This window comes from Curtobacterium sp. PhB115 (assembly GCF_003752025.1).
GTDB lineage: Bacteria > Actinomycetota > Actinomycetes > Actinomycetales > Microbacteriaceae > Curtobacterium.
This window is the reverse complement of record NZ_RJKR01000010.1, coordinates 200,625-220,008: the sequence shown is the minus strand read 5'-3', so window position 1 is coordinate 220,008 and position 19,384 is coordinate 200,625. Positions and strand designations below refer to the sequence as shown.

Sequence of the window (19,384 nt, the reverse complement as noted above, 5' to 3'; positions counted from 1 at the left end):
TTCGTGCTCCTTCCGGAGCGGTCCTGGTGTTGCAAGATGCGCCGTCGATCTGACTGCTAGCGTGCCGGCATGGCGGATCATCGGCTACGAGACGAACTACGGCGTTTCGTTGCGGAGCGTGAGTGGGCTCAGTTCCACTCGCCGGAGAACTTGGCGAAGAGCATCGCGATCGAAGCTGCAGAGCTCCTCGAGTGCTACCAGTGGTCGGGCGACGCAGACGCCGGTCGGGTCAAGGACGAGCTCGCGGACGTCCTGACCTACTGCCATCTGCTCGCAGATCGCTTGGGGCTGGAGCCGACAGAGATCGTCCGCGACAAACTGGAGATCACCAAGAAGAAGTACCCGGTCGAGCGATCCCGAGGACGCAGTGTGAAGCATGACCGCCTCTGACATCGCCGTCCTCGACTTCACTGCAGCTTCGCTCGGCAGGTTCGCGGAGATCGAGCCTCGAACGGTGAACTGGCCGGTGGTCTACGTGATCGACGATGAGGAGGCCGGCCGGGCGTACGTCGGTGAGACGCTGAACACCAGCGGGCGCATGAGGCAGCATCTCCGTACCCGCGGCGCCCTGCTCCGGCGCGTGCGCCTCATCATCGACGAGACCTTCAACAAATCCGTCTGCCTCGATCTCGAATCTCAACTGATTGCTTGGTTGAACGCGGATCAGAAGTACCAGTTGCTCAACAGCAACGCAGGGATAGTGGGTGCCCAGTACTACGATCGGATTTCGTACCAAGAGACCTTCAAGAAGATCTTCGCGCAGCTTCGCGAGGACGGTCTCTTCGAGCAGTCGCTCGAAGATCTCGAGAACAGTGAGATCTTCAAGCTCTCTCCGTTCAAGGCCCTCAACGCGGATCAGACTCGGGTTGTCCTGCGCGTGGTGGAGGACCTCTTCCACGACGTGGAGAACAGCGTGAGCGAGACCGTGATCGTCCGCGGAGAGCCGGGAACGGGAAAGACCGTCCTCGGGGTCTACCTCATCAAACTCCTCAGAGACATCATCGACGGGACGGACTTCGACGGTGAACGAGAGTCCCTCTTCGCGACGTTCCTGTCGAACGAGTACCAGACGATCCTCGGGATGGGCTTCCGCATCGGGCTGGTCGTGCCGCAACAGGCGCTGCGTCGCTCGCTTCAGCGGGTCTTCGAGAGCACTCCCGGTCTCGCGCCGGAGATGGTGCTCTCCCCCTTCGACGTCGGGAAAGCAGACGTGGGATGGGACCTGCTGGTCGTGGACGAGGCCCACCGTCTCGGTCGCCGCTCCAACCAGTCCTCCGGCGTTCAGAACCGTGCGTTCTCTGAGATCAACCAGAAGCTGCTCGGTGACGACGATCAACGTCACACACAGCTGGACTGGATCGTCGCGCAGAGCACCCACCGTGTGCTGCTCCTCGACCCTGAACAGAGCGTTCGGCCTGCGGACCTCTCGGCGCGCGTCCAGCGTTCTCTTGTTCGTGACGCCCGCGACACCGACCGATTCCACCCGCTGACGACTCAGATGCGGGTGGCCGCTGGCTCGGATTACGTCGGTTTCGTGCGATCGGTGCTCCGTGGCGAGAGGCCTTCGCCACCGGACTTGGGTGACTACGACCTTCGCCTGTTCGATGACCTCGGTGGGATGCACGCTGCCATAAAAAGGATGGATCGCCGTTTCGGCCTAGCGCGCCTCGTGGCGGGGTTCGCATGGGAGTGGAAGAGCAAGAAGGACCGCGGAGCAGTCGACATCGCACTTGATGGCATCGAGCTCCAGTGGAATCGCACTGACAAGGATTGGATCACCTCGCCAGGCGCTGTTGATCAAGTCGGTTCGATCCACACTGTGCAGGGATACGACCTGAACTACGCGGGCGTCATCATCGGCCCGGACCTGAAGCTGGACCCGGACTCGAGGCAGATCGTGTTCAGCAGGGCGGATTACCACGACAAGAAAGGGAAACAGAACCTTCCGAAGCTCGGCGTCGTCCTGACCGACGACGACATCTTGCGGTACGTCACGAACGTCTACTCGGTTCTGCTGACGCGCGGTATCCGGGGAACGTACGTGTACGTCGTCGACCCACTCCTCCGGGAGCACCTCGCTCGCACCCTCCCCTTCCGATCGGACGCCTGAGAACCGCTGCTGATTCTGCCGGGCTCGGGATCCGATCTGGTTCTTTCTCCTTGAGCTCGTTAGCCTCACGTGCGTTAGCAAAACGGGCGATCGGGGAAACCGTGCGGGTCTTTTGGGTCAATCAGGGACAGACTTTCGACGAAGAACGGCGTGCAGGAGTCCTCTGGGCACCGAAACGGTCCCGACCTCGCTCTGGGCAGGATGTCGGTACGTCTCAAGCGCATTGGGACCGGATGCTCGAGGCGAGACCGGACGACGTCGTGATGCACTACTCGCGCAAGGCGATTCGGGGATGGAGTCGTGTCCTGGCACCGGCCTCCGACGGGCCTCCGCCATTCGATGTTGAGTCACGGCCCTGGTCAGCTGACGGGCGTCTCCTTCGCATCGACCTCCAGGCGCTCGAGATCCCGATCGCGCTCGCGGACATTCCGATGGAGCTCCGAACTGATCGTGACGTCACGAGCTGGCCGTTCTCGAAGAAGGGCGCGGTCAAGCAGACGTACCTGTCGGAGGTCGGCGGAGACCTCGCTGACTGGTTGCTGGACGAGGTGGGACTGCGTGTCGATGCCGCGCAGATGCCGTCTTGGCCACCTGACGTCGAATCAGCGACAGGCTTCGACTACCGGGGAGACAGGAAGGTCGTTGTCAGTGTCCGCGGTGAGCAGACTCGTCTGAGACGGCGCCTCTTCGGGAACGAGCTCATCGCCGACTGCGCGCTCTGCGGGCGAGACCTTCCGGTTTCCATGCTCGTGACGGCGCACATCAAGCGCCGAGCAGACACGACGAATGCAGAGCGGAGCCGAGAGGACATCGTGATGGCCGCGTGTTCCTTGGGATGCGATTCGATGTTCGAGCTCGGATACGTGACGGTGGCCCGCGACGGGACGATCGAGAAGGGGCCGCGCAGAACACCGATGACCGTTGACCTCGAGCTCGCTGTCGAAGCCGTCATCGGTCGAACCTGCGGAGCGTGGAACGTATCCACGGAGCGCTTTTTCTCGTACCACCGAAGATGGCAGAAGGCCGCCGCTCGTCAATACGGCCTTGGTTGATCGCGACGTAAGAGGCTGACGGCGGGAAGATCGGGGAGCGCCCAATTGAGTGTCGAGAGCTCAACGGAGGCCACCCAACGCAACGCGTCGTGGTCCGTGCTTGTACTTGGCTCCGCGGTCCTGAACGACATCCGGTAGCACGCGAGGTCGATCATGACATCGCCGACTACCGTGGCGTCACGTGTGATGAGATCGCCGACCTCGCCCTCGACTCCGAGCTCTTCGAGGATTTCGCGCCTGAGGGCATCGCTTGGCGACTCGCCGTACTCGACCTTCCCGCCAGGGAACTCCCACAGGCCGGCTGAAGCTCGTCCTGCCGCGCGTCTGCAGGCGAGCATCGTGCCGTCCTCGCGAACCGCTACTGCCGCAACCACTTCTATGGTCTTCACAACCCAGTTCTACCTGCTCAACGGCCGACGATCGAGGTCCAGCGGGCGAGCTCGAGTTCGATCGAGTCCGCCGCCTCACGTACGTCGTCGTGCTCCCACACCCTGACCACGCGCCAGCCCTCCGACTGGAGCACAGCGGTGTTCGCGGCATCCCTGCGCCGATTGGCGAGCAGCTTCTCGCGCCAGAGCGCGGCGTTCGCCTTGGGGAGGTGGGCGTGCTCATCGCAGTAATGCCAAAAGCAGCCATCAACGAACACTGCGATCCTGGCGCGAGGGAACACGAGGTCGGGCCGTGCCCGACAACGCGCGCTCACCCGCCGGTCGACGAAGAAGCGACGCCCACGCCGGTGTAGTTCGCGGCGCACAGCGAGCTCGGGCGCGGTGTCCCGGCGCCCGAAACGGGCCATGTGGCGGCGCCGCACGTCATCCGCTTCCCACTGCTCCATCACGGAATCCTCGTGGAAGGTCGGTACCTCGTGGGGCGGGCGCGAGGATCAGTGGAACCGGAGTCAGCCGAGGACGATTGTGAGGGACCGATCTCGCAACACCTGCGAAGGCACGGTGAGCACTCCGAGCACGTCCACGCGATCGTCAGCGGGCAGGTCCCGCAACGTGATCGCCACCTCGCCGCAGTACCTCCCCGCCGAAGCCAACTGCACGGTGACCGACCCCGCCGGCCTCGGCTGACCACCGACCTCGGGCAGCGGCAGCCCGGCGAACCGATTCCGCGAGTGCTCGAGCCGGATCATGGCCTCGGCAGCATCGGGACGGTTCCGGTCGGGGATCGCCAGCGCCTCGATGACTGCCGGGTGCACACCCGGCGCCGCACGGCCGTCGAGCACGACGACGTCATCGCGGACAAACGACCCCAACCGCGACCACGAGTGATCGGTCAGCGCCGGATCCCCGGCGTACACATCGTCCACGCCGGCATCGACGAGCGCCACAGCCTGGAACAACGGCGGCATGGACCGGTGCTCCTCAACGGTCGGCAGCCCCTCGCCGAGTGGCCCACGCTGCACGGAGTCGCCGGCGATGAACGCCCCGACCCGCCAGCCGTACTGCCGAGCAACGGCGACCGACGAAGCCACGGAGGACAACGCCAGACCAGTCCACTCCCGCGGGTAGAAGTTGTGGATCAGCTCGACGTCCAGGTCCGCGAACGGTGCCAGATCGGCGGCCCGCAGCGTGCTCGCGTTGAGGGCGATCGGCAGGACGGCGGCGATCGAGAGGATCTCACGGACCGAGAACCCGAAGTCGATCCGAACCCGCGCCACTCCGATCGACCGCAGGAACTCCCATGGCGAATCCCCGAGCAACCGTGCGGTGTTGGGGGAGACGTCCGCGACGACCGACAACCCCGAGGACGCAGCAGCCGACACGATCGCGGTCGCAGCGGCGCGGGCGCCCGAAGGGGAGTCCTCCGGGATGTGCAACGAGGTGAACGCGAGCGTCGCACCCGCGGCCGCGGCGGCCTCGAAGGTCGGACCAGCCAACGGACCGTGCGCCAGGTACGCGCTCGCGCCCAATCGCATCAGCGTGCAGCTCCCACGGAGTCAGCCGGCGTGACCTGCACGTCGAGCGGGGCGTCCGGAGCGACGGGGTCGCCGGACGGCGCAGCCGACTGCTCCTCGAGATCGGCCTTTACCGATGCCGAAACCCCGAACAGCAGCGTCGCTACGAACCCGACGACGTACGCCACGATGAGCCCCGACCCGTACCCGAGAAGGGCCCACCCGTACCCGGACGAGCCGTTCAGCAGCGGGATGAGCGACAGGTCCGACGCCCCGATGGCGATCGCCCCGACGGAGTGCCCGAGCTGGTCGAACAACCCGACGACACCGCCGCCGAAGGCCCCACCGATGCAGGCGGTGATGAACGGCCGACCCAGGGGGAGCGTCACACCGTAGATCAGGGGCTCCCCGACACCGAGGAACCCGGCCGGCAGCGCACCGCGGATGGTCCGCACCAACGAAGCGTTCGACCGGAACCGCACCCACAGTGCAATGCACGCACCGATCTGTCCGGCACCACCCATCGCCAGGACGGGCAGCAGCACGGTCCACCCGGTCTGGTCGATCAGGGTGGTGTGGATGGGGATGAGGCCCTGGTGCATGCCGGTCATGACGAGCGGCAGGAAGAGGCCTCCGAGCACGAAGCCAGCGAAGGCTCCGCCGTTCGCGAGCAGCCAGGTAGCAGCGGTCCCGATCGCGACGGAGACGACTCCGGCGACGGACATCAGGATGCCCAGCGTCACCGACCCGGCGACGAGCACGGTCACGGTCGGGACGACGATGAGCGCGATCACGTCCGGAGTCACGCGCCGCATGAACCGCTCGACGTAGGCGGCGAGGATGCCACCGGCCAACGCGCCGAGCACACCGCCCTGCCCGGGCGCCAGGGTCTCGCCGAACACGGTCACGTTCGCGACGCCGGCCGCGACGATGATGCCGCCGACCGCTCCACCGAGGATGGGCGTGCCGCCGAACTCCTTCGCGGCGTTCATCCCGACGAACACGGCGAGCAGCGACAGGAAGCCGGATGAGAGCACGCCGAGGAACGGCGTCACCCCGGGTACCCACCCCAGGTTCGTCAGGATGCCGTTGATCCCGGCGATCAGACCGCAGGCGATCAGTGCGGGGATGAGCGGGATGAAGATCGCGGAGATCTTCCGGATCGCGCGCATGGTGCGGCCGTCGGAGCGGGACCGTGCGGAGGCCTTGATCGACGCGCCGCGAGCGGCGAGATCCTCGGGTGACGCACCGGACGCACCGGATGCACCCGACGCGGCAGCGGCGCTGGATGCGCCAGCCCCACCAGCCGCAGCCGGCGGAGCGGCCGCGCGCAGGGCCTCCAGGTCGACAGCCACGCGATCGACGAGACCCGGGCCGAGCACGATCTGCAGGTTCGAGCCGGCCGCGATGGCGGCCATGACGCCGTCGGTGGCCTGGAGGGCCGGCAGGTCGACCGACGCGGGAGACGAAACCTCGACCCGGAGTCGGGTCATGCAGTTCTCGACGTCGGCGATGTTCGCGGAGCCTCCGACAGAGTCGAGGATCTGCTGGGCGAGTTGCTGTGCATCGGGCATTGCTGTGCTCCTCGGGGGAAGGAAACGGAAAAGGGGAACGAGGTCTACAGCACGGCGCGCAACGAGCCGGCAGCAGCATCGAGGCGCTCACGGGCCGAAGCGGCCGAGGCTCCGGTGAGGATCACAGCGATGGCGGTCTTCACCTCACCGTCCGAGGCGTCGAGTGCCGCCTGGACCTCGGCGGGGGCAGCGCCGGTGACGTCCTGCACGAGCGAGAATGCCCGCGCGACGAGCTTCGCGTTCGTGGCCCGCACGTCGACCATGCGGTTGCCGTACGTCTTGTGGCTGCGCACCATCGCGAGCGTGGTGAGCATGTTGAGCACGAGCTTCTGCGCGGTGCCCGCCTTCAGGCGGGTCGAGCCGGCGATGAACTCGGGGCCGACGACGACGTCGATGGCGATGTCCGCCTCCCGCCCCGCGGCCGAGTCGGGGTTGCACGCGACGGAGACCGACAGGGCGGAGCGGCGCCGGGCCTCCAGGATGGCTGCGATGACGTAGGGCGTCCTGCCGGACGCGCTGATCCCGACGACCACGTCGTCGGCCGTCAGGCCGAGCGCGTCGAGGTCGCGGACGGCCGCTGCTTCGTCGTCCTCCGCGCCCTCGACGGCGGTGGTCAGGGCAAGGTCGCCGCCGGCGATCAGGCCGACGACCTGCGAGGGGTCGGTACCGAAGGTGGGCGGGCACTCGCTGGCGTCGAGGACGCCGAGTCGGCCCGGCGTGCCGGCGCCGACGTAGACGAGTCTGCCGCCGCGCGCGAACGCTGCGGCGATCGAGTCTGCCGCCAGGGCGATGGCCGGGAGGCACGGCTCCAGTGCCGCAGGCACGCTGCGGTCGCCGGCGTTCATGCGCTGGGCAGCTTCCAGCGTGGAGATCGTGTCGATGTCGTCCAGTGCGTGGTCGGTCGCCTCGGTGGTGAGGGCGGCGAGTTCGTCGCGGAGGGCGTCGTGGCTGTCGTGCTTCGTGGTCATGGTGGTGCTCAGTTCCGGTGGTGGGTGCGGACGGCGTCGCGGCTGCGGGCGAGGAGCGGCTGGGACCGCTCGTCGGTGCGCTGCGCGACGACGATGAAGAGGGCGTCGACGATGGCGAGTTGGCTCATGCGGCTGCCCATGGCGGCGGGGCGGAGGGCGCTCTCGGCACCGGCGACGCCGAGCAGGACGTGGTGGGCCGTGGTGGCGAGCGGGGCGGCGGCGTGGCCGGTGATCGCGATGATCGTGGCGTGCTGTGCCCGGGCGGCGTGGGCGACCTCGAGGGTCTCGGTGGTGGAGCCCGAGTGGCTGACGAGCACCAGGACGTCGTGCTCGCCGATGACGCTCGCGAGGGTCAGCGCGTTGTGCGGGTCATCGGCGATCGAGCTCACGATGCCGATGCGTTCGAGCTTGAGGTGCAGGTCCCGCGCGACGATGCCGCTCGCACCGACGCCGTACAGGACGACGCGGCGGGCCTCGCTCACTGCTGCGGCCGCTGCTTCGAGGGCGTGCGGGTCGATCGCGGCACGGGTGTCGGCCATCACGGCCCGGACGTCCTCGGTGACCTTCGCGATGACGGTGGCGACGTCGTCGTCGACGGCGACCCCGGCGTGGATCTCGGTGGACTCGCGCTCGTGGATCCCGCGCTCGACGGCCCGGGTCATGCTGCGTTGCAGCGCGGCGAAGTTCGAGAAGCCGAGGTGCTGGGCGAAGCGGGAGACGGTGGCGGGGGAGACGCCCGCGCGGCCGGCGAGTTCGGCGGCGTTCGTGGTGGCTGCGGCTGCCGGGTCCTCGAGGACGGCGTCGGCGATGGCGCGCATGCTCGACGGCATGCTCGCCGACTGGGTGCGGACAAGGGCGAAGGCGTCGGCGCGCTCGACCCGGTCGGGCCGCTCGGACTGCTCTGACCGCTCGGAGATCGTCATCCCGCTATGAAAGCGCCTTTCGCGGGCGAGCGCCAGCGGTGAAAGTAAATTGCGTGTTACGGGTGGTGGAGCGGTGCTGGTCGGGGGCTCGCGCGTTCAGTGAGCAGATAACGTCGAGTCACCGCAGCGGACTCGACGTTTTCTGCTCACTTGATGAGCGGCGGACGCGAACCCGGACGGTCGTGCGTCCGGCGACCGGCCGCGTCACCCCCGCAGGTACCGCGTCGCCGGCTTCCCCGGCCCGTCCGTCCGCTTCGTGTCCGTCGGCGTCAGGTGCGGCAGCATCGCGCGACGGAACGAGTCCGGCAGCAGGCGCTCGCCGAGGACCGCCTCGTGCAGCTGCCGCAACTCCGACATCGTGAACGGCTCGTCGAGCAGCCCGCGCGGATCCGGGGCGTCGCTGTAGACGGAACGGAGCCGAGCGACCGCGAACTCGAGGATGTCGTCGTGCCCGTGCACCATCCCGTTCGCCTCGGCCACCGGCACGAGTCGTGCCCGGGTCCCGCCCAGTTCCAGGGCAGGAGCCGGCACCACGTCGAGGTGCGCCACCGACAGCACCCACCCGCGGTCGTCCCGCGCCGGGTCGTCGAACACGTGGAGTTGCTGCGGCGCGAGCCCGCTCACGCCGGCCTTCTCGCGGAGCGACCGCAGCACCGCATCCGCGAGCCGCTCGCCCTCGTGCACGAACGTCCCCGGCAGCCGCCAGTCTCCGGCGACGGCGTCGCGCACCTGCACGACGGACAGCGCCCCGCCGGCGGGAACGGTCAGTACGGCGGTGTCCACCGCGACCGAGGGCCTCGGGTAGTCGGCCAGTCGCTTGCCGCTCGCATCGCGGAACTCGTCGCTCATGGGGCCGAGTTTACGCACAGTTGCGCAAACTCGACGAGTGGTGCAGGATCGGTTTTACGCAATCCTGCGCAAACTCGACCCGGAGGTCCTCATGACCAACCCGCAGATCCACGACCGAGCTGTCGGCGCCGTCCTCGGTTCCGCCGCCGGAGACGCCCTCGGCGCCGGGTACGAGTTCCGACCCGCAGTCCCCGCGCCCACACCGATCCGGATGGCCGGCGGCGGCTCGTTCGGCTGGGCGCCGGGGGAGTGGACGGACGACACGAGCATGGCCGTCCCCATCCTCCGCACCGTCGCCCGAGGCGGTGACCCGGCATCCGACTCGGCCCTCGACGGCCTCGTGGCCGCCTGGGCAGCATGGTCGGTGAACGCGCCGGACGTCGGCATCCAGACGCGCAACGTCCTCACCGGCCTGGAGGCGCGGACCGCCTCCGCAGCGCGCGCTGCGGCCCGGCAGGAACACGCGATCAAGGGCCGCAGCGCCGGCAACGGGTCGCTGATGCGGACCGCACCGCTGGTGCTCGCCTACCTGCACGGTGACGCCGGCGAAGAGGAGCGCCTCGCCTCGGCGGCCCGTGCCATCAGCGACCTCACCCACCACGAGTCCGACGCGGGGGACGCGTGCGTGCTCTGGTGCGTGGCGATCCGGCACGCGGTGCTGACCGGCGAGCTCGACGTGCTCCGGGGCCTCGACCTGCTCGACCTCGACAAGCGCCGGGTCTGGGTGAACCGACTCGTCGCGGCCGAGCACGCGGAGCCCGTCGACTTCACGGAGACGAACGGGTGGGTGGTGTCCGCGTTGCAGGCCGCCTACGCAGCGGTGAAGCAGAGCTCCTCGCTCGAGGACGCCCTGGTCCGAGCAGTCCGCACCGGCAACGACACGGACACCGTCGCCGCGATCGCCGGCGGGCTCGCGGGTGCGCTGTACGGCGCATCGACGCTGCCCGCGCAATGGCGGGAGCTGCTGCACGGCTGGCCGAACCTGCGCGCCGACGACCTCGTCGCGCTCAGTGAGCAGGCGCTCGCCGCCTGACCACCGGCCCGGCGTCGGAGGCTGCCGTGGGGGGAGCCTCCGCCGCTGGGCCCGGGCTCGACGATCGTCGGAGTGCAGCTTGTCCTGAGGCATGGTCAGGATCTGGAACGATGAGGTCACCATGAAACAGCTCATCGCGCCCATCGCGCTCGCCGCGGCGCTCGTCCTCACCGGATGCAGCACCCCCGGCTCGACCAACGCCACCTCTGGCGCCGAGACGACCGAGGTCGCCGCCACGCCCACGCCGGAGCCAGTGCAGATCCCGGACCTCACCGGCGCCTGGAAGCAGAACAACACCAAGAGCGACGACGGCTGGACCAGCGCCACGATCACCGACGACACGATCACCGTGAACTTCGTCACGGACGGCGGCGACACCACCTCGCTGTTCTGGGTCGGCACGTACACGGCGCCGACCGATGACACCTTGCCCTACGTCTGGACGTCGACGCGTGACAAGGCGGCCACCGACAACGCGCTCCTGGCATCGACGGACGACACGAAGGACTTCACCTTCGCCGACGACGAGATCAGCTTCCCGGTGAGCATTGCCGGGACGAGCACGACGGTCCGGCTCTCGAAGGACTGAGGCCGCACAACCGGAGTCAACTCGCACCGCGGAATCGCGCGGCGCGAGGTGATCTTGGTTGTGCGCAGGGCGGGCCGGGCTTGTGGGGCCTGCGCAGGGCGGTGGACGGGACCACGGTGTCGGCGCGGGCGGCGGGGCGGACGTGATCCGCGCCTCCAGGCCGACCGCCGTCAGGCGATGCCGCGTCGAGGACGGAAGACGCCCGCTCGGACCAGCCACACGTACAGCAGGCAGCCGATGCAGACGTCGAAGACGGCGTTGAGGAACGCGGCGATCAGTGCGACCGCGGCACCGATCGGAGCCGCGTACGGCACGCCGACCAGCGCGAGGAGCAGCGCGACGGCGGTGACGAACAGACCGATCTGCTGCGCGAAGGTCGGGGGCTCGGGGGCCTCGAGCTCGGCGGGCGGGCCGAGTCGTGGTCGGACGAACCGACGGAACAGTGCGCCGTACGGGTGGCGGCGGATGCCGGCGATGCCACCGATCGCGAAGAGGACCACGACCACGGCGAGCAGCACGATGCCGGCGACCCACGTCGCGGGGATCAGCGTCAGGACGATCGTCACGGCGAGCAGGACGCTGGTGATCGCGGCGCCGAAGCGCGGGGAGCGCGGGTCGATGCCGCGGGAGGTGTCGGAGGTGCTGGTCATCGGGACTCCAGGACGGTGTCGAGTGCTGCGGCGAGTTCCGGCGGGCGGGGTGGGCCTCCGAAGCGGGTGCGGACGGTGTGGTCGCCGTCGACGAGCAGGACCGTGGGGGTCTGCAGGACGTTGAAGCGGCCGGCCAGGTCGGGATGATCGGCGAGGTCGATCTCGAGCCGTGCGACACCGTCGTGTCGAGCGGCGAGGGCGTCGAGCTGCCGGGCTGTGGCGGGGCAGCGGGCGCAGGTCGGCGTGGAGAACTGGACGAGGGTGGCGCGGGTGCCGAACGCCTCGGCTGGTGCAATGTCGGCGACGGTGGCGGTCGCGTCCGTGTGCTTGGCCGATTGCGCGCGGCCGGTGGTGGCTCGCAGGAGCAAACCGATGACCGTCGCGAGTGCGAGGACTCCGACGAGTGCGGCGACGGCCACGATCACGGTCATGCCGCGACCGTACGTCGAGCGGGGGCGACGGTGGCCAACGTGACCGCAAGTGACGGCGGGGTGCTTCGTCGGCCCTTCAATAGGCATACCAATGGAGCGTCGCCCGATGGCATCGATCGATCGATTCTTCTCAGACGCGGCGCAGCAGTCTCGCGATGGTGCCCTGCAGCAGCAGGAGCAAGGTCCAGAGGAGTCCGATGGTCGGGAACACCACGGCGAGCACGAGCGCGGCGGCGAGGAGCCCCGCGGCGATGAGGCCGCGCCGCGAGTCGCCGAGTGGGGTCGCGAGCAGCTCGGGCGAACGGCGGAGCTCCCACTCGATGCCGGTCAGGGCGAGGCTCGTCAGGACCATGCTCCCGAGGTAGAGCGCGTGGGCCACCCGGTCGCTGTCCTCGCCGCTGTTGAGCAGGTTCGCGGCGAACGGCAGGAACACGATGCTGATGAGCCAGAGGAAGTTCAGCTGCATCACACGGGTGTTGTACGAGCGGACGTGCTCGAACACCTGGTGGTGCAGGGTCCAGAAGCGGGAGATCACCCAGAAGGTGATGAGGAACTCGAGCAGGGCGGGCCAGTGCTCCTGGAGCAGGTCACCGGCACTCTCGCCGGCGGTCATGTCGCCGGCGATGTCGACGAGCGGCAGGATCAGCAGCGTGATCGCGATGGCGACGGTCGCGTCCGAGAAGTTCACCAGTCGGTCGAGTCCGCGGTCCGTGCGAGCGTGCTCCGTCATGGGCTGAGTGTACGAGCGCGCTGCCACCCGGCCCTAGCATCGCGGGTGTGAGCGACGATGTGACTCCCGGCCGGTACCGGCACTTCAAGGGCAACGACTACGAGGTGCTGCTCGTCGCCCGTGACGTCGACACCGAGGAACCGGTCGTCGTGTACCAGGCGTTGTACGGCGAGCACGGGCACTGGGTCCGCACGCTGGCGGACTTCACGGCGCACGTGACGCGCGACGGGTACGACGGGCCGCGGTTCGTGCCGATCGCTTGATCCCCGCGCGGCCCGGAGGCTCCGGTGTCGGCGCCCGCCCCTAGGGTGAGAACGCACCAGAGAGACGGGGGAACGCATGCAGATCGGCGTCGACGGGCACGTGCTGCTCAGCCCGAGTGACCTCAGCACGTGGTCGGCCTGCGAGTGGGCGTTCCTGCGCCGGCTCGACGCCAAGCTCGGTCGCGGGGATGCTCTGCCGGACGTGCACGACGACATGCTCGAGCGCACCGCTCGGCTGGGGGACCAGCACGAGCTCGACTACCTCGAGATCCTCAAGCAGACCCGCGACGTCGTCGAGTTCGACCGGCCAGCGCCGCCTGACTACGCACGCGCCGCCGCCGAAGCGCGACAGGCCTTCGCCGCCGGCGCCGACGTCCTGTACCAACCGACGTTCCACGCCGCGCCCTCGACGGACAGCCCGGGCTTCATCGGCTTCGCGGACTTCATCATCCGCAACGACCAGGGCGAGTACGAGGTCTACGACACCAAGCTCGCCCGGCACGCGAAGATCAGCGCCCTGCTGCAGCTCGCCGCCTACGCCGAGCAGATGCAGGCACACGGCATCCCCACCGGGGCGCAGGTGCACCTGGTGCTCGGTGACCGGACGACGACCACGCACGACCTCGCCGACATCACACCGGTGTACCGCACGCAGCGCGCCGAACTGCAGCGCGTGATCGCAGAGCGGATCACTGCCGACGCCGAACTGCAGTGGGGCGACCCGCGGTACTCCAGCTGCGGCCGCTGCGCCGTCTGCTCGGCCCAGGTGACGGAGCACCGGGACCTGGTCCTCGTCGCGGGCATGCGCCTGGACCAACGGGCGAAGCTCATCAAGCACGGGGTGCGGACGATCGACGACCTGGCGGTCCGCACCCGGGCAGTGCCGGGCTTGTCGCGGACGACGCAGGACAGGCTGGTGCGTCAGGCGAGCCTCCAGATCGAGACGGAGACTGCCGGACGGACGAGCGCCGACCGGCCCAGCCACCCCGTGAAGCCGCGTTTCGAGGTCCTCGACGCCCGAGCACTCGACGCGATCCCGGCACCAGACCCAGGCGACGTCTTCTTCGACTTCGAGGGCGACCCGCTGCACACCGAGGACGGCGTGCACTGGGGACTCGACTACCTGTTCGGCCTGGTCGACGACCGCGCGGAGTTCACCGCGTTCTGGGCGCACACGATCCGCGACGAACGGCAAGCGCTGATCGACTTCCTCGCCTTCATCGACGAGCGGCGCCAGCGGTACCCGGGGATGCACGTCTACCACTACGCGGCCTACGAGCGGACGCACCTGCTCTCGCTCGCTGCCCGGCACGGTGTGGGTGAGGACGCCGTCGACGACCTGCTCCGCGCCGGTGTGCTCGTCGACCTGTACCCGATCGTCCGCAAGGCCCTGGTCGTCGGCAGCCACAGCTACTCGATCAAGAAGCTCGAGCCGCTCTACATGGGCGAGGACCTGCGCCTCAGCGACGTCACGAACGCCGCCGACAGCATCACTGCGTACGTCGACGCTATCGAGGAGCTCCGGAACGGCGACCCCGCCGCCGGCCAGCACATGCTCGACGAGGTCGCGGACTACAACGCCTACGACTGCCGCTCGACCCTGCGCCTGCGGGACTGGCTCCGGTCGCTGCGCACCGACGACCCGGACGCAGCGGATCCGGCACTCGAGCTCGACGTCCCGCCGATCCCCGTCGAGCGCGAGCCGAACCCGGTGTACGTCGCCCTGGCGGCGCACATCGCGGACGTGAACGCACTCGACCGCACACCGGACCAGACCGCGTTGGCGCTCGCCGCAGCCGCGATCGACTACCACCGGCGCGAGGCGAAGACCTTCTGGCAGGACCACTTCGACCGACTCCGGAACCCCGTCGACGACTGGGCCGACACCCGCGACGTTCTGGTCGTCGAGCGTGCGTCCGTCGAGCGCGACTGGGACACGCTGCCGCGTGCCCGGTCGCAGTCCCGAGAACTCCGGTTGTCGGGGACGCTCGCGCCCGGTTCGCGGCTCCGGCCTGGAGGCACGCCCCACCTCGTCTACGACGACCCGCTTCCGCCATCGGTCGCCGCTCCGGGCCCCGGGTCGAAGGGCGCGTCGTCCCGGGCCCAGATCATCGACGTGCGGGACGACGGCGACGCGATCGAGGTGCTGGTGAAGGAGGGACTGCCCGTCGGCGCGGAGCCGCACCACGAGTTCCCGGTCGCGCTCGCCCCGTCGGCACCACCGCGCGCGAAGCCGCAGCCCGAGGCGATCGCCGAATGGGGCCAGGCGGTCCTCGACGAGCTGCCCGAGATGCTGCCCGACCCCGCGCTCGACCTGCTCCGCCGGGTTCCGCCGCGCGGTGCGATCGTCCCCGTGCAGGGCGACGACACGGTGTCCGCCGTGGTGTCGACGCTGCTCGGCCTCGACCACTCGTACCTGGCGATCCAGGGGCCTCCCGGCACCGGCAAGACCTACGTCGGCTCGAACGTCGTCGCCCGGCTCGTCCGCGAGTACGGGTGGCGCGTCGGCGTCGTCGGGCAGTCGCACGCGACCTCGGAGAACTTCCTGTCCTCGGTCGTGCAGGCTGGCGTGCCCGCGGCCCGGGTCGTGAAGGTGCCGAAGTCCGGCGCGACCGAGGACGAACTCGACGCCGCCGCGTGGACCCCCGTGAAGAACGGTGCTGCCGTCGCCGCGTTCCTGGCCTCGTGCGAGGAGAGCGGCATCGGCGGGGTCGTCGGCGGCACGGCGTGGACGTTCGCGAACGAGTCGACGATCGAGCGCGGCTCCCTCGACCTGCTCGTGGTCGACGAAGCCGGGCAGTTCTCCCTCGCTCCGACGATCGCGTCCACGGTCGCCGCGACCCGACTCCTGCTGCTCGGGGATCCCCAGCAGCTGCCCCAGGTGTCGCAGGGCTCGCACCCGGAGCCCGTCGACGAGTCCGCGCTGGGCTGGCTCGCCGATGGTGAGCACGTGCTCCCGCCGGAGTTCGGGTACTTCCTCGCCCGCACCCGTCGCATGGAGCCCGCGCTGACCGAGTCCGTCTCGGCGCTGTCCTACGACGGGCAGCTCGCTTCGATGGTGTCCGGTCGGCACCTCGACGGCATCGACGCGGGCGTGCACCCCGTGCCGGTCGTGCACGCGGGCAACACGACGTCGTCCCCGGACGAAGCCGCCCGCGTGGTGGAGCTCGTCGCCGACGTCGTCGGGCGGACCTGGACCGACGGCGACTCCACCCGGACGCTCACCGACGAGGACGTCATCGTCGTCGCCCCGTACAACGCGCAGGGGGCGCTGATCCGTCAGGAGCTTGACCGTGCCGGGTTCACCGGGACCCAGGTCGGCACGGTCGACCTGTTCCAGGGCCGCGAGGCCGTCGTGTCGATCGTGTCGCTCGCAGCGTCGAGTGCGGCCGACATCCCGCGGGGCCTCGACTTCCTGCTCATGCCGAACCGGTTGAACGTGGCGTTGTCCCGGGCGAAGTGGGCGGCGTACCTCGTGCACTCGCCGGCGCTGACCACGGGCCTACCGCCGTCGATCTCCGGCCTGTCCCTGCTGTCCCGCTTCATCGAGCTGGTCGACCCCCGCTGAGGCCCTCCGCTCCGCCCAGCGAGGTCAGCCGGCCTGGACCGTTCCGACCGTCGAGCTGAAGGTCGCCACCGCCCCGAACCGTGCGCCGATGATGGTGACGGACCACGACGAGCCGTCCGGGGCCGCGGAGTAGAGGACCCTCGCGCCGTCCGGGATCGGAGCCAACGGTGTGCCGTCGAGCAGCAGGATCCGTTCCGGCGCGGCCATGCCCACCGTCAGCGTCGCCGGGTACGGGCCGGCGCCGAAGGACTGCTTCATGACGTACGCCAGCGTGCCGGCGCTCTGCACGACCCCTGCCCGCTCGATGTCCACCGTGGTGGGGACGTTCTCGGTCACGACGTTCGGTACGGAGCCCTCGGCATCCGCGGGCGCGGACGCAGGGGCAGGAGCCGGCGTCGGCGTCGGGGTGGCATCGGGTGTCGGGAGCGCGACGGTGTCGAGCTCCGACCGGTACTCGGTGCTGGGCAGCGAGAGCGCGGGCAGCTGCACGCCGGTCCCGCTCAGTGCGACGCCGATGAGGGCGTACGCCATGAGTGCGGTGCCGACGCCGCCGAGGACCGCGCCGCCGCGACCGAAGGCTCGAGTGGCCGACGAGCTCCACCGTGCGACCTTCACCGCGTGGACCCCGACGACGATCGCGAGGATGCCGACCGTCGACACGATGAAGCCGGTCTGGATGCCCGACCGCTGCGGTTCGGCGACGCCGACGACCACGCTGAACACCCCGAGCAGCATCGAGAGGGTCGCGAAGGCCCATGGTCGCGTGCGTCGTCGCGGCTGTGCGTTCAGCAGCGGCGACGGTGCGTACAGCCTCGGTCCTCGACGAGGTGTGCCTCCGGTCGAACCGGACGAGTACTCCGAAGGGGACCAATCACGCGGTCCCGGTCCACCCAGCGGCATCGTCGTTCCCCCGTTCGTTCCGCACGACGGAACAATCCTGGTGGGGACCGGTGACCTGAGCGATCCCCAGAACTGGGGCGCTCGTGTTCAGCCGCGGAGGGCAGCGGGAGTGGGAGTCCATCCCGGCCGCAGACGGTTCCGGTTCTTGATACCTGCTGTTCGTGAACCAGAACCGCCAACGGTCGAGAAACCTTCGGGCCTCCTCTGCCCGCCGCCGTCAGCTCGAAGCGGTCGTCGCAGCAGTGGTCGCGGCGACGGCGCCGATGATCACGCTCATCTGGATCTCGTCGAGCACCGCCTTGACGGCCGGGGCCGCCCAACTGCCCGAGGTGATGTCCTTCACGAGCGAACGGTCGACATTGCCGAACTGGCGACGCAGGGTGTTCGTCGCGTCGAGCAACCCGATGACCGCGGCGGAGAACGGCGTCGGTGCGGTGCGACCCGCGAGGACGTCGGCGATCGCGGCCCGCACGAGGGACTCCGGGCCGCCGTCGCGTTCCGGGTAGGCGGTGGTGGGGAAGATGCCGAGGGCCTTGCGCTGCTCCGACACGACGATGCCCCGCTGCACGAGGCTGCCGAACACGTCGTCCCGCAGCGGCCGCTTGCCGAGCCGGGTCACCCACCACTTCGCCTTGCGGGGCGCACCGGACGCGGCGATGGTCCCGACGACGCCGTCGAGCACTGGATCGTCGGTGGCCGCACCCTTGGTGACGGTGACGCGGCCGTCCTCGAGGGACACGACCCCGCGCAGCGCGAGGTCGGCGAGCACTGCGCCGGCCAGGGCCATGTCGAAGGCCTGCGAGGCGAGGGCCCGTTTGCCGTCCGGCGCGAGCTGGAGGAGCGCGAACGCCTGCGGGACCGTGAGTTGCTCAGCCATGTCCGCAGCCTGCCACGCGTGGCGGGGGTGCGCCGTGCCTCCAGGCCGATGCCCAGCGCGCGTGCGCGCCGGGCTGGCACCGCGCACGCGCACCCGGCGCCCGAGCCGAGCTCAGTACGCGGCGGACTGTCCGCCGTCGATCGGGACGACCGTCGCGTTGACGTACGACGCGTCGTCGGAGAGCAGGAAGGCGACGACGGCGGCGATCTCGGGGGCCTCGCCGTAGCGCTTCGTCGGGTTGACCTGGATGAACTCCTCGGCGGCCTTGCGCGGGTTCTCCGGGTCGAGCTGCTTCATCGAGTTCTCGACCATCGGGGTCCAGATGGCTCCGGGGGCGATGGCGTTGATGCGGATGCCGTAGCGGCCGTACTCGACGGCCGAGTTGCGGGTGAGTCCGACGACGCCGTGCTTGGCGGCTGCGTAGCCGGACTGGTTGCCGATGCCGCGGATGCCGCCGACGCTGGCGGTGTTCACGACCATGCCGGAGCCCTGCTCACGCATGACCTTGAGCACCTTCTCGAGCCCGAGGAACACGCCACGGAGGTTGATCGACACGACGCGGTCGAACTCCTCGGCGGTGAAGGACTCGGTGGGGTTCTGCTTGCCCTCGATGCCGGCGTTGTTGAAGAAGCCGTCGATGTGGCCGAAGCGCTCGGTGGTCGCGGTGACGTAGGCCTCGACCTGGGCTTCGTCGGAGACGTCGGCGACGGTGGTGAGGACCTGGGCGTCGGGAGCCGCCTCGAGGACGGCGGCCTTCGAGGCCTCGAGTCCCTGCTCGGAGACGTCGACGAGGGAGAGCGCAGCGCCTTCTGCGGCGAGGCGGACGGCGGTGGCGCGACCGAGGCCGGAGCCGCCGCCGGTGATGAGGACGACGCGGTCGGTGAAGCGGGCGGTGCTGGTTTCGGGCATGGGGGAGGCCTCCTGAGGTCTTCGACGGTGAAGGGCTCGGGGTCCGCGCGGTGCT

20 protein-coding genes are annotated in these 19,384 nt (G+C 69.4%); 7 read left to right on the top strand and 13 right to left on the bottom strand.

Translation table 11 applies throughout. From position 1 onward, the window contains the following. The first annotated feature begins 69 nt into the window (after window positions 1–69). From EDF19_RS15220 to EDF19_RS15210, 3 genes are all read left to right on the top strand, one after another. The gene (locus tag EDF19_RS15220) at window positions 70–390 is read left to right on the top strand and encodes a nucleotide pyrophosphohydrolase (RefSeq protein ID WP_123681698.1); all 321 of its coding nucleotides are present in this window, start codon (window positions 70–72) and stop codon (window positions 388–390) included. Continuing rightward, window positions 377–2,110, top strand: a complete 1,734-nt coding sequence (locus tag EDF19_RS15215; protein ID WP_123681697.1) for a DUF2075 domain-containing protein — start codon at window positions 377–379, stop codon at window positions 2,108–2,110. The genes EDF19_RS15220 and EDF19_RS15215 overlap by 14 nt, the downstream gene beginning before the upstream one ends. 263 nt (window positions 2,111–2,373) lie before the next feature. Continuing rightward, complete coding sequence (locus EDF19_RS15210; RefSeq protein ID WP_148071113.1) at window positions 2,374–3,162, top strand: hypothetical protein; 789 nt, start codon at window positions 2,374–2,376, stop codon at window positions 3,160–3,162. Here EDF19_RS15210 and EDF19_RS15205 read toward each other — a convergent pair. The 7 genes from EDF19_RS15205 to EDF19_RS15175 all read right to left on the bottom strand — a co-directional run bounded on the left by EDF19_RS15205 (window position 3,144) and on the right by EDF19_RS15175 (window position 9,379). Further along, the gene (locus EDF19_RS15205) at window positions 3,144–3,551 is read right to left on the bottom strand and encodes a (deoxy)nucleoside triphosphate pyrophosphohydrolase (protein ID WP_148071112.1); all 408 of its coding nucleotides are present in this window, start codon (window positions 3,549–3,551) and stop codon (window positions 3,144–3,146) included. The two genes, EDF19_RS15210 and EDF19_RS15205, sit on opposite strands and share 19 nt — an antisense overlap. A 17-nt stretch (window positions 3,552–3,568) precedes the next feature. Further along, window positions 3,569–3,997, bottom strand: a complete 429-nt coding sequence (locus EDF19_RS15200; RefSeq protein WP_123681695.1) for a very short patch repair endonuclease — start codon at window positions 3,995–3,997, stop codon at window positions 3,569–3,571. 63 nt (window positions 3,998–4,060) lie between these two features. Beyond that, a complete protein-coding gene (locus tag EDF19_RS15195) occupies window positions 4,061–5,086 on the bottom strand; it encodes a MupG family TIM beta-alpha barrel fold protein (RefSeq protein WP_123681694.1) in 1,026 nt (341 codons plus the stop codon). After that, window positions 5,086–6,639, bottom strand: coding sequence for a PTS transporter subunit EIIC (locus EDF19_RS15190; RefSeq protein ID WP_123681693.1), 1,554 nt, complete (start codon window positions 6,637–6,639; stop codon window positions 5,086–5,088). Before EDF19_RS15190 ends, EDF19_RS15195 begins: the two co-directional genes overlap by 1 nt. A 44-nt stretch (window positions 6,640–6,683) precedes the next feature. Further along, window positions 6,684–7,607, bottom strand: coding sequence for an N-acetylmuramic acid 6-phosphate etherase (gene murQ, locus EDF19_RS15185; RefSeq protein WP_123681692.1), 924 nt, complete (start codon window positions 7,605–7,607; stop codon window positions 6,684–6,686). Between the two features lie 8 nt (window positions 7,608–7,615). Continuing rightward, a complete protein-coding gene (locus tag EDF19_RS15180) occupies window positions 7,616–8,530 on the bottom strand; it encodes a MurR/RpiR family transcriptional regulator (RefSeq protein WP_123681691.1) in 915 nt (304 codons plus the stop codon). A gap of 204 nt (window positions 8,531–8,734) precedes the next feature. Continuing rightward, window positions 8,735–9,379 carry an NrtR DNA-binding winged helix domain-containing protein gene (locus EDF19_RS15175; protein WP_185022884.1) on the bottom strand — a complete coding sequence of 215 codons (645 nt, stop codon included), beginning with the start codon at window positions 9,377–9,379 and terminating at the stop codon, window positions 8,735–8,737. Between the two features lie 91 nt (window positions 9,380–9,470). Here EDF19_RS15175 and EDF19_RS15170 point away from each other — a divergent pair, with 91 nt between their 5' ends. Together EDF19_RS15170 and EDF19_RS15165 are read left to right on the top strand one after the other, a co-directional pair. Beyond that, window positions 9,471–10,412, top strand: coding sequence for an ADP-ribosylglycohydrolase family protein (locus EDF19_RS15170; RefSeq protein WP_185022883.1), 942 nt, complete (start codon window positions 9,471–9,473; stop codon window positions 10,410–10,412). Between the two features lie 121 nt (window positions 10,413–10,533). Continuing rightward, complete coding sequence (locus tag EDF19_RS15165; protein ID WP_185022882.1) at window positions 10,534–11,001, top strand: hypothetical protein; 468 nt, start codon at window positions 10,534–10,536, stop codon at window positions 10,999–11,001. 170 nt (window positions 11,002–11,171) lie between these two features. Here the strand turns inward: EDF19_RS15165 and EDF19_RS15160 are convergent, their stop codons facing one another. The 3 genes from EDF19_RS15160 to EDF19_RS15150 all read right to left on the bottom strand — a co-directional run bounded on the left by EDF19_RS15160 (window position 11,172) and on the right by EDF19_RS15150 (window position 12,812). After that, a complete protein-coding gene (locus EDF19_RS15160) occupies window positions 11,172–11,651 on the bottom strand; it encodes a DUF4395 domain-containing protein (RefSeq protein ID WP_123681688.1) in 480 nt (159 codons plus the stop codon). Then, on the bottom strand, window positions 11,648–12,082 hold the full coding sequence (locus tag EDF19_RS15155; RefSeq protein ID WP_123681687.1) for a thioredoxin family protein: 435 nt from the start codon (window positions 12,080–12,082) through the stop codon (window positions 11,648–11,650). Before EDF19_RS15155 ends, EDF19_RS15160 begins: the two co-directional genes overlap by 4 nt. Window positions 12,083–12,212: 130 nt before the next feature. Next, a complete protein-coding gene (locus tag EDF19_RS15150; protein ID WP_123681686.1) occupies window positions 12,213–12,812 on the bottom strand; it encodes a TMEM175 family protein in 600 nt (199 codons plus the stop codon). A gap of 47 nt (window positions 12,813–12,859) precedes the next feature. Here EDF19_RS15150 and EDF19_RS15145 point away from each other — a divergent pair, with 47 nt between their 5' ends. Both EDF19_RS15145 and EDF19_RS15140 read left to right on the top strand, forming a co-directional pair. Then, entirely contained in the window at window positions 12,860–13,075 is a 216-nt protein-coding gene (locus EDF19_RS15145; RefSeq protein WP_260217227.1) for a DUF1653 domain-containing protein, read from the top strand. Window positions 13,076–13,151: 76 nt separating this feature from the next. Next, the gene (locus EDF19_RS15140; protein WP_123681685.1) at window positions 13,152–16,643 is read left to right on the top strand and encodes a bifunctional RecB family nuclease/DEAD/DEAH box helicase; all 3,492 of its coding nucleotides are present in this window, start codon (window positions 13,152–13,154) and stop codon (window positions 16,641–16,643) included. Window positions 16,644–16,667: 24 nt separating this feature from the next. Here the strand turns inward: EDF19_RS15140 and EDF19_RS15135 are convergent, their stop codons facing one another. The 3 genes from EDF19_RS15135 to EDF19_RS15125 form a co-directional block, all read right to left on the bottom strand. Beyond that, the gene (locus tag EDF19_RS15135) at window positions 16,668–17,378 is read right to left on the bottom strand and encodes a hypothetical protein (protein ID WP_123681684.1); all 711 of its coding nucleotides are present in this window, start codon (window positions 17,376–17,378) and stop codon (window positions 16,668–16,670) included. 382 nt (window positions 17,379–17,760) lie between these two features. Next, window positions 17,761–18,420, bottom strand: a complete 660-nt coding sequence (locus tag EDF19_RS15130) for a GPP34 family phosphoprotein (protein WP_123681683.1) — start codon at window positions 18,418–18,420, stop codon at window positions 17,761–17,763. 111 nt (window positions 18,421–18,531) lie between these two features. Further along, entirely contained in the window at window positions 18,532–19,329 is a 798-nt protein-coding gene (locus tag EDF19_RS15125; RefSeq protein ID WP_123681682.1) for an SDR family oxidoreductase, read from the bottom strand. Between the last annotated feature and the right edge of the window lie 55 nt (window positions 19,330–19,384).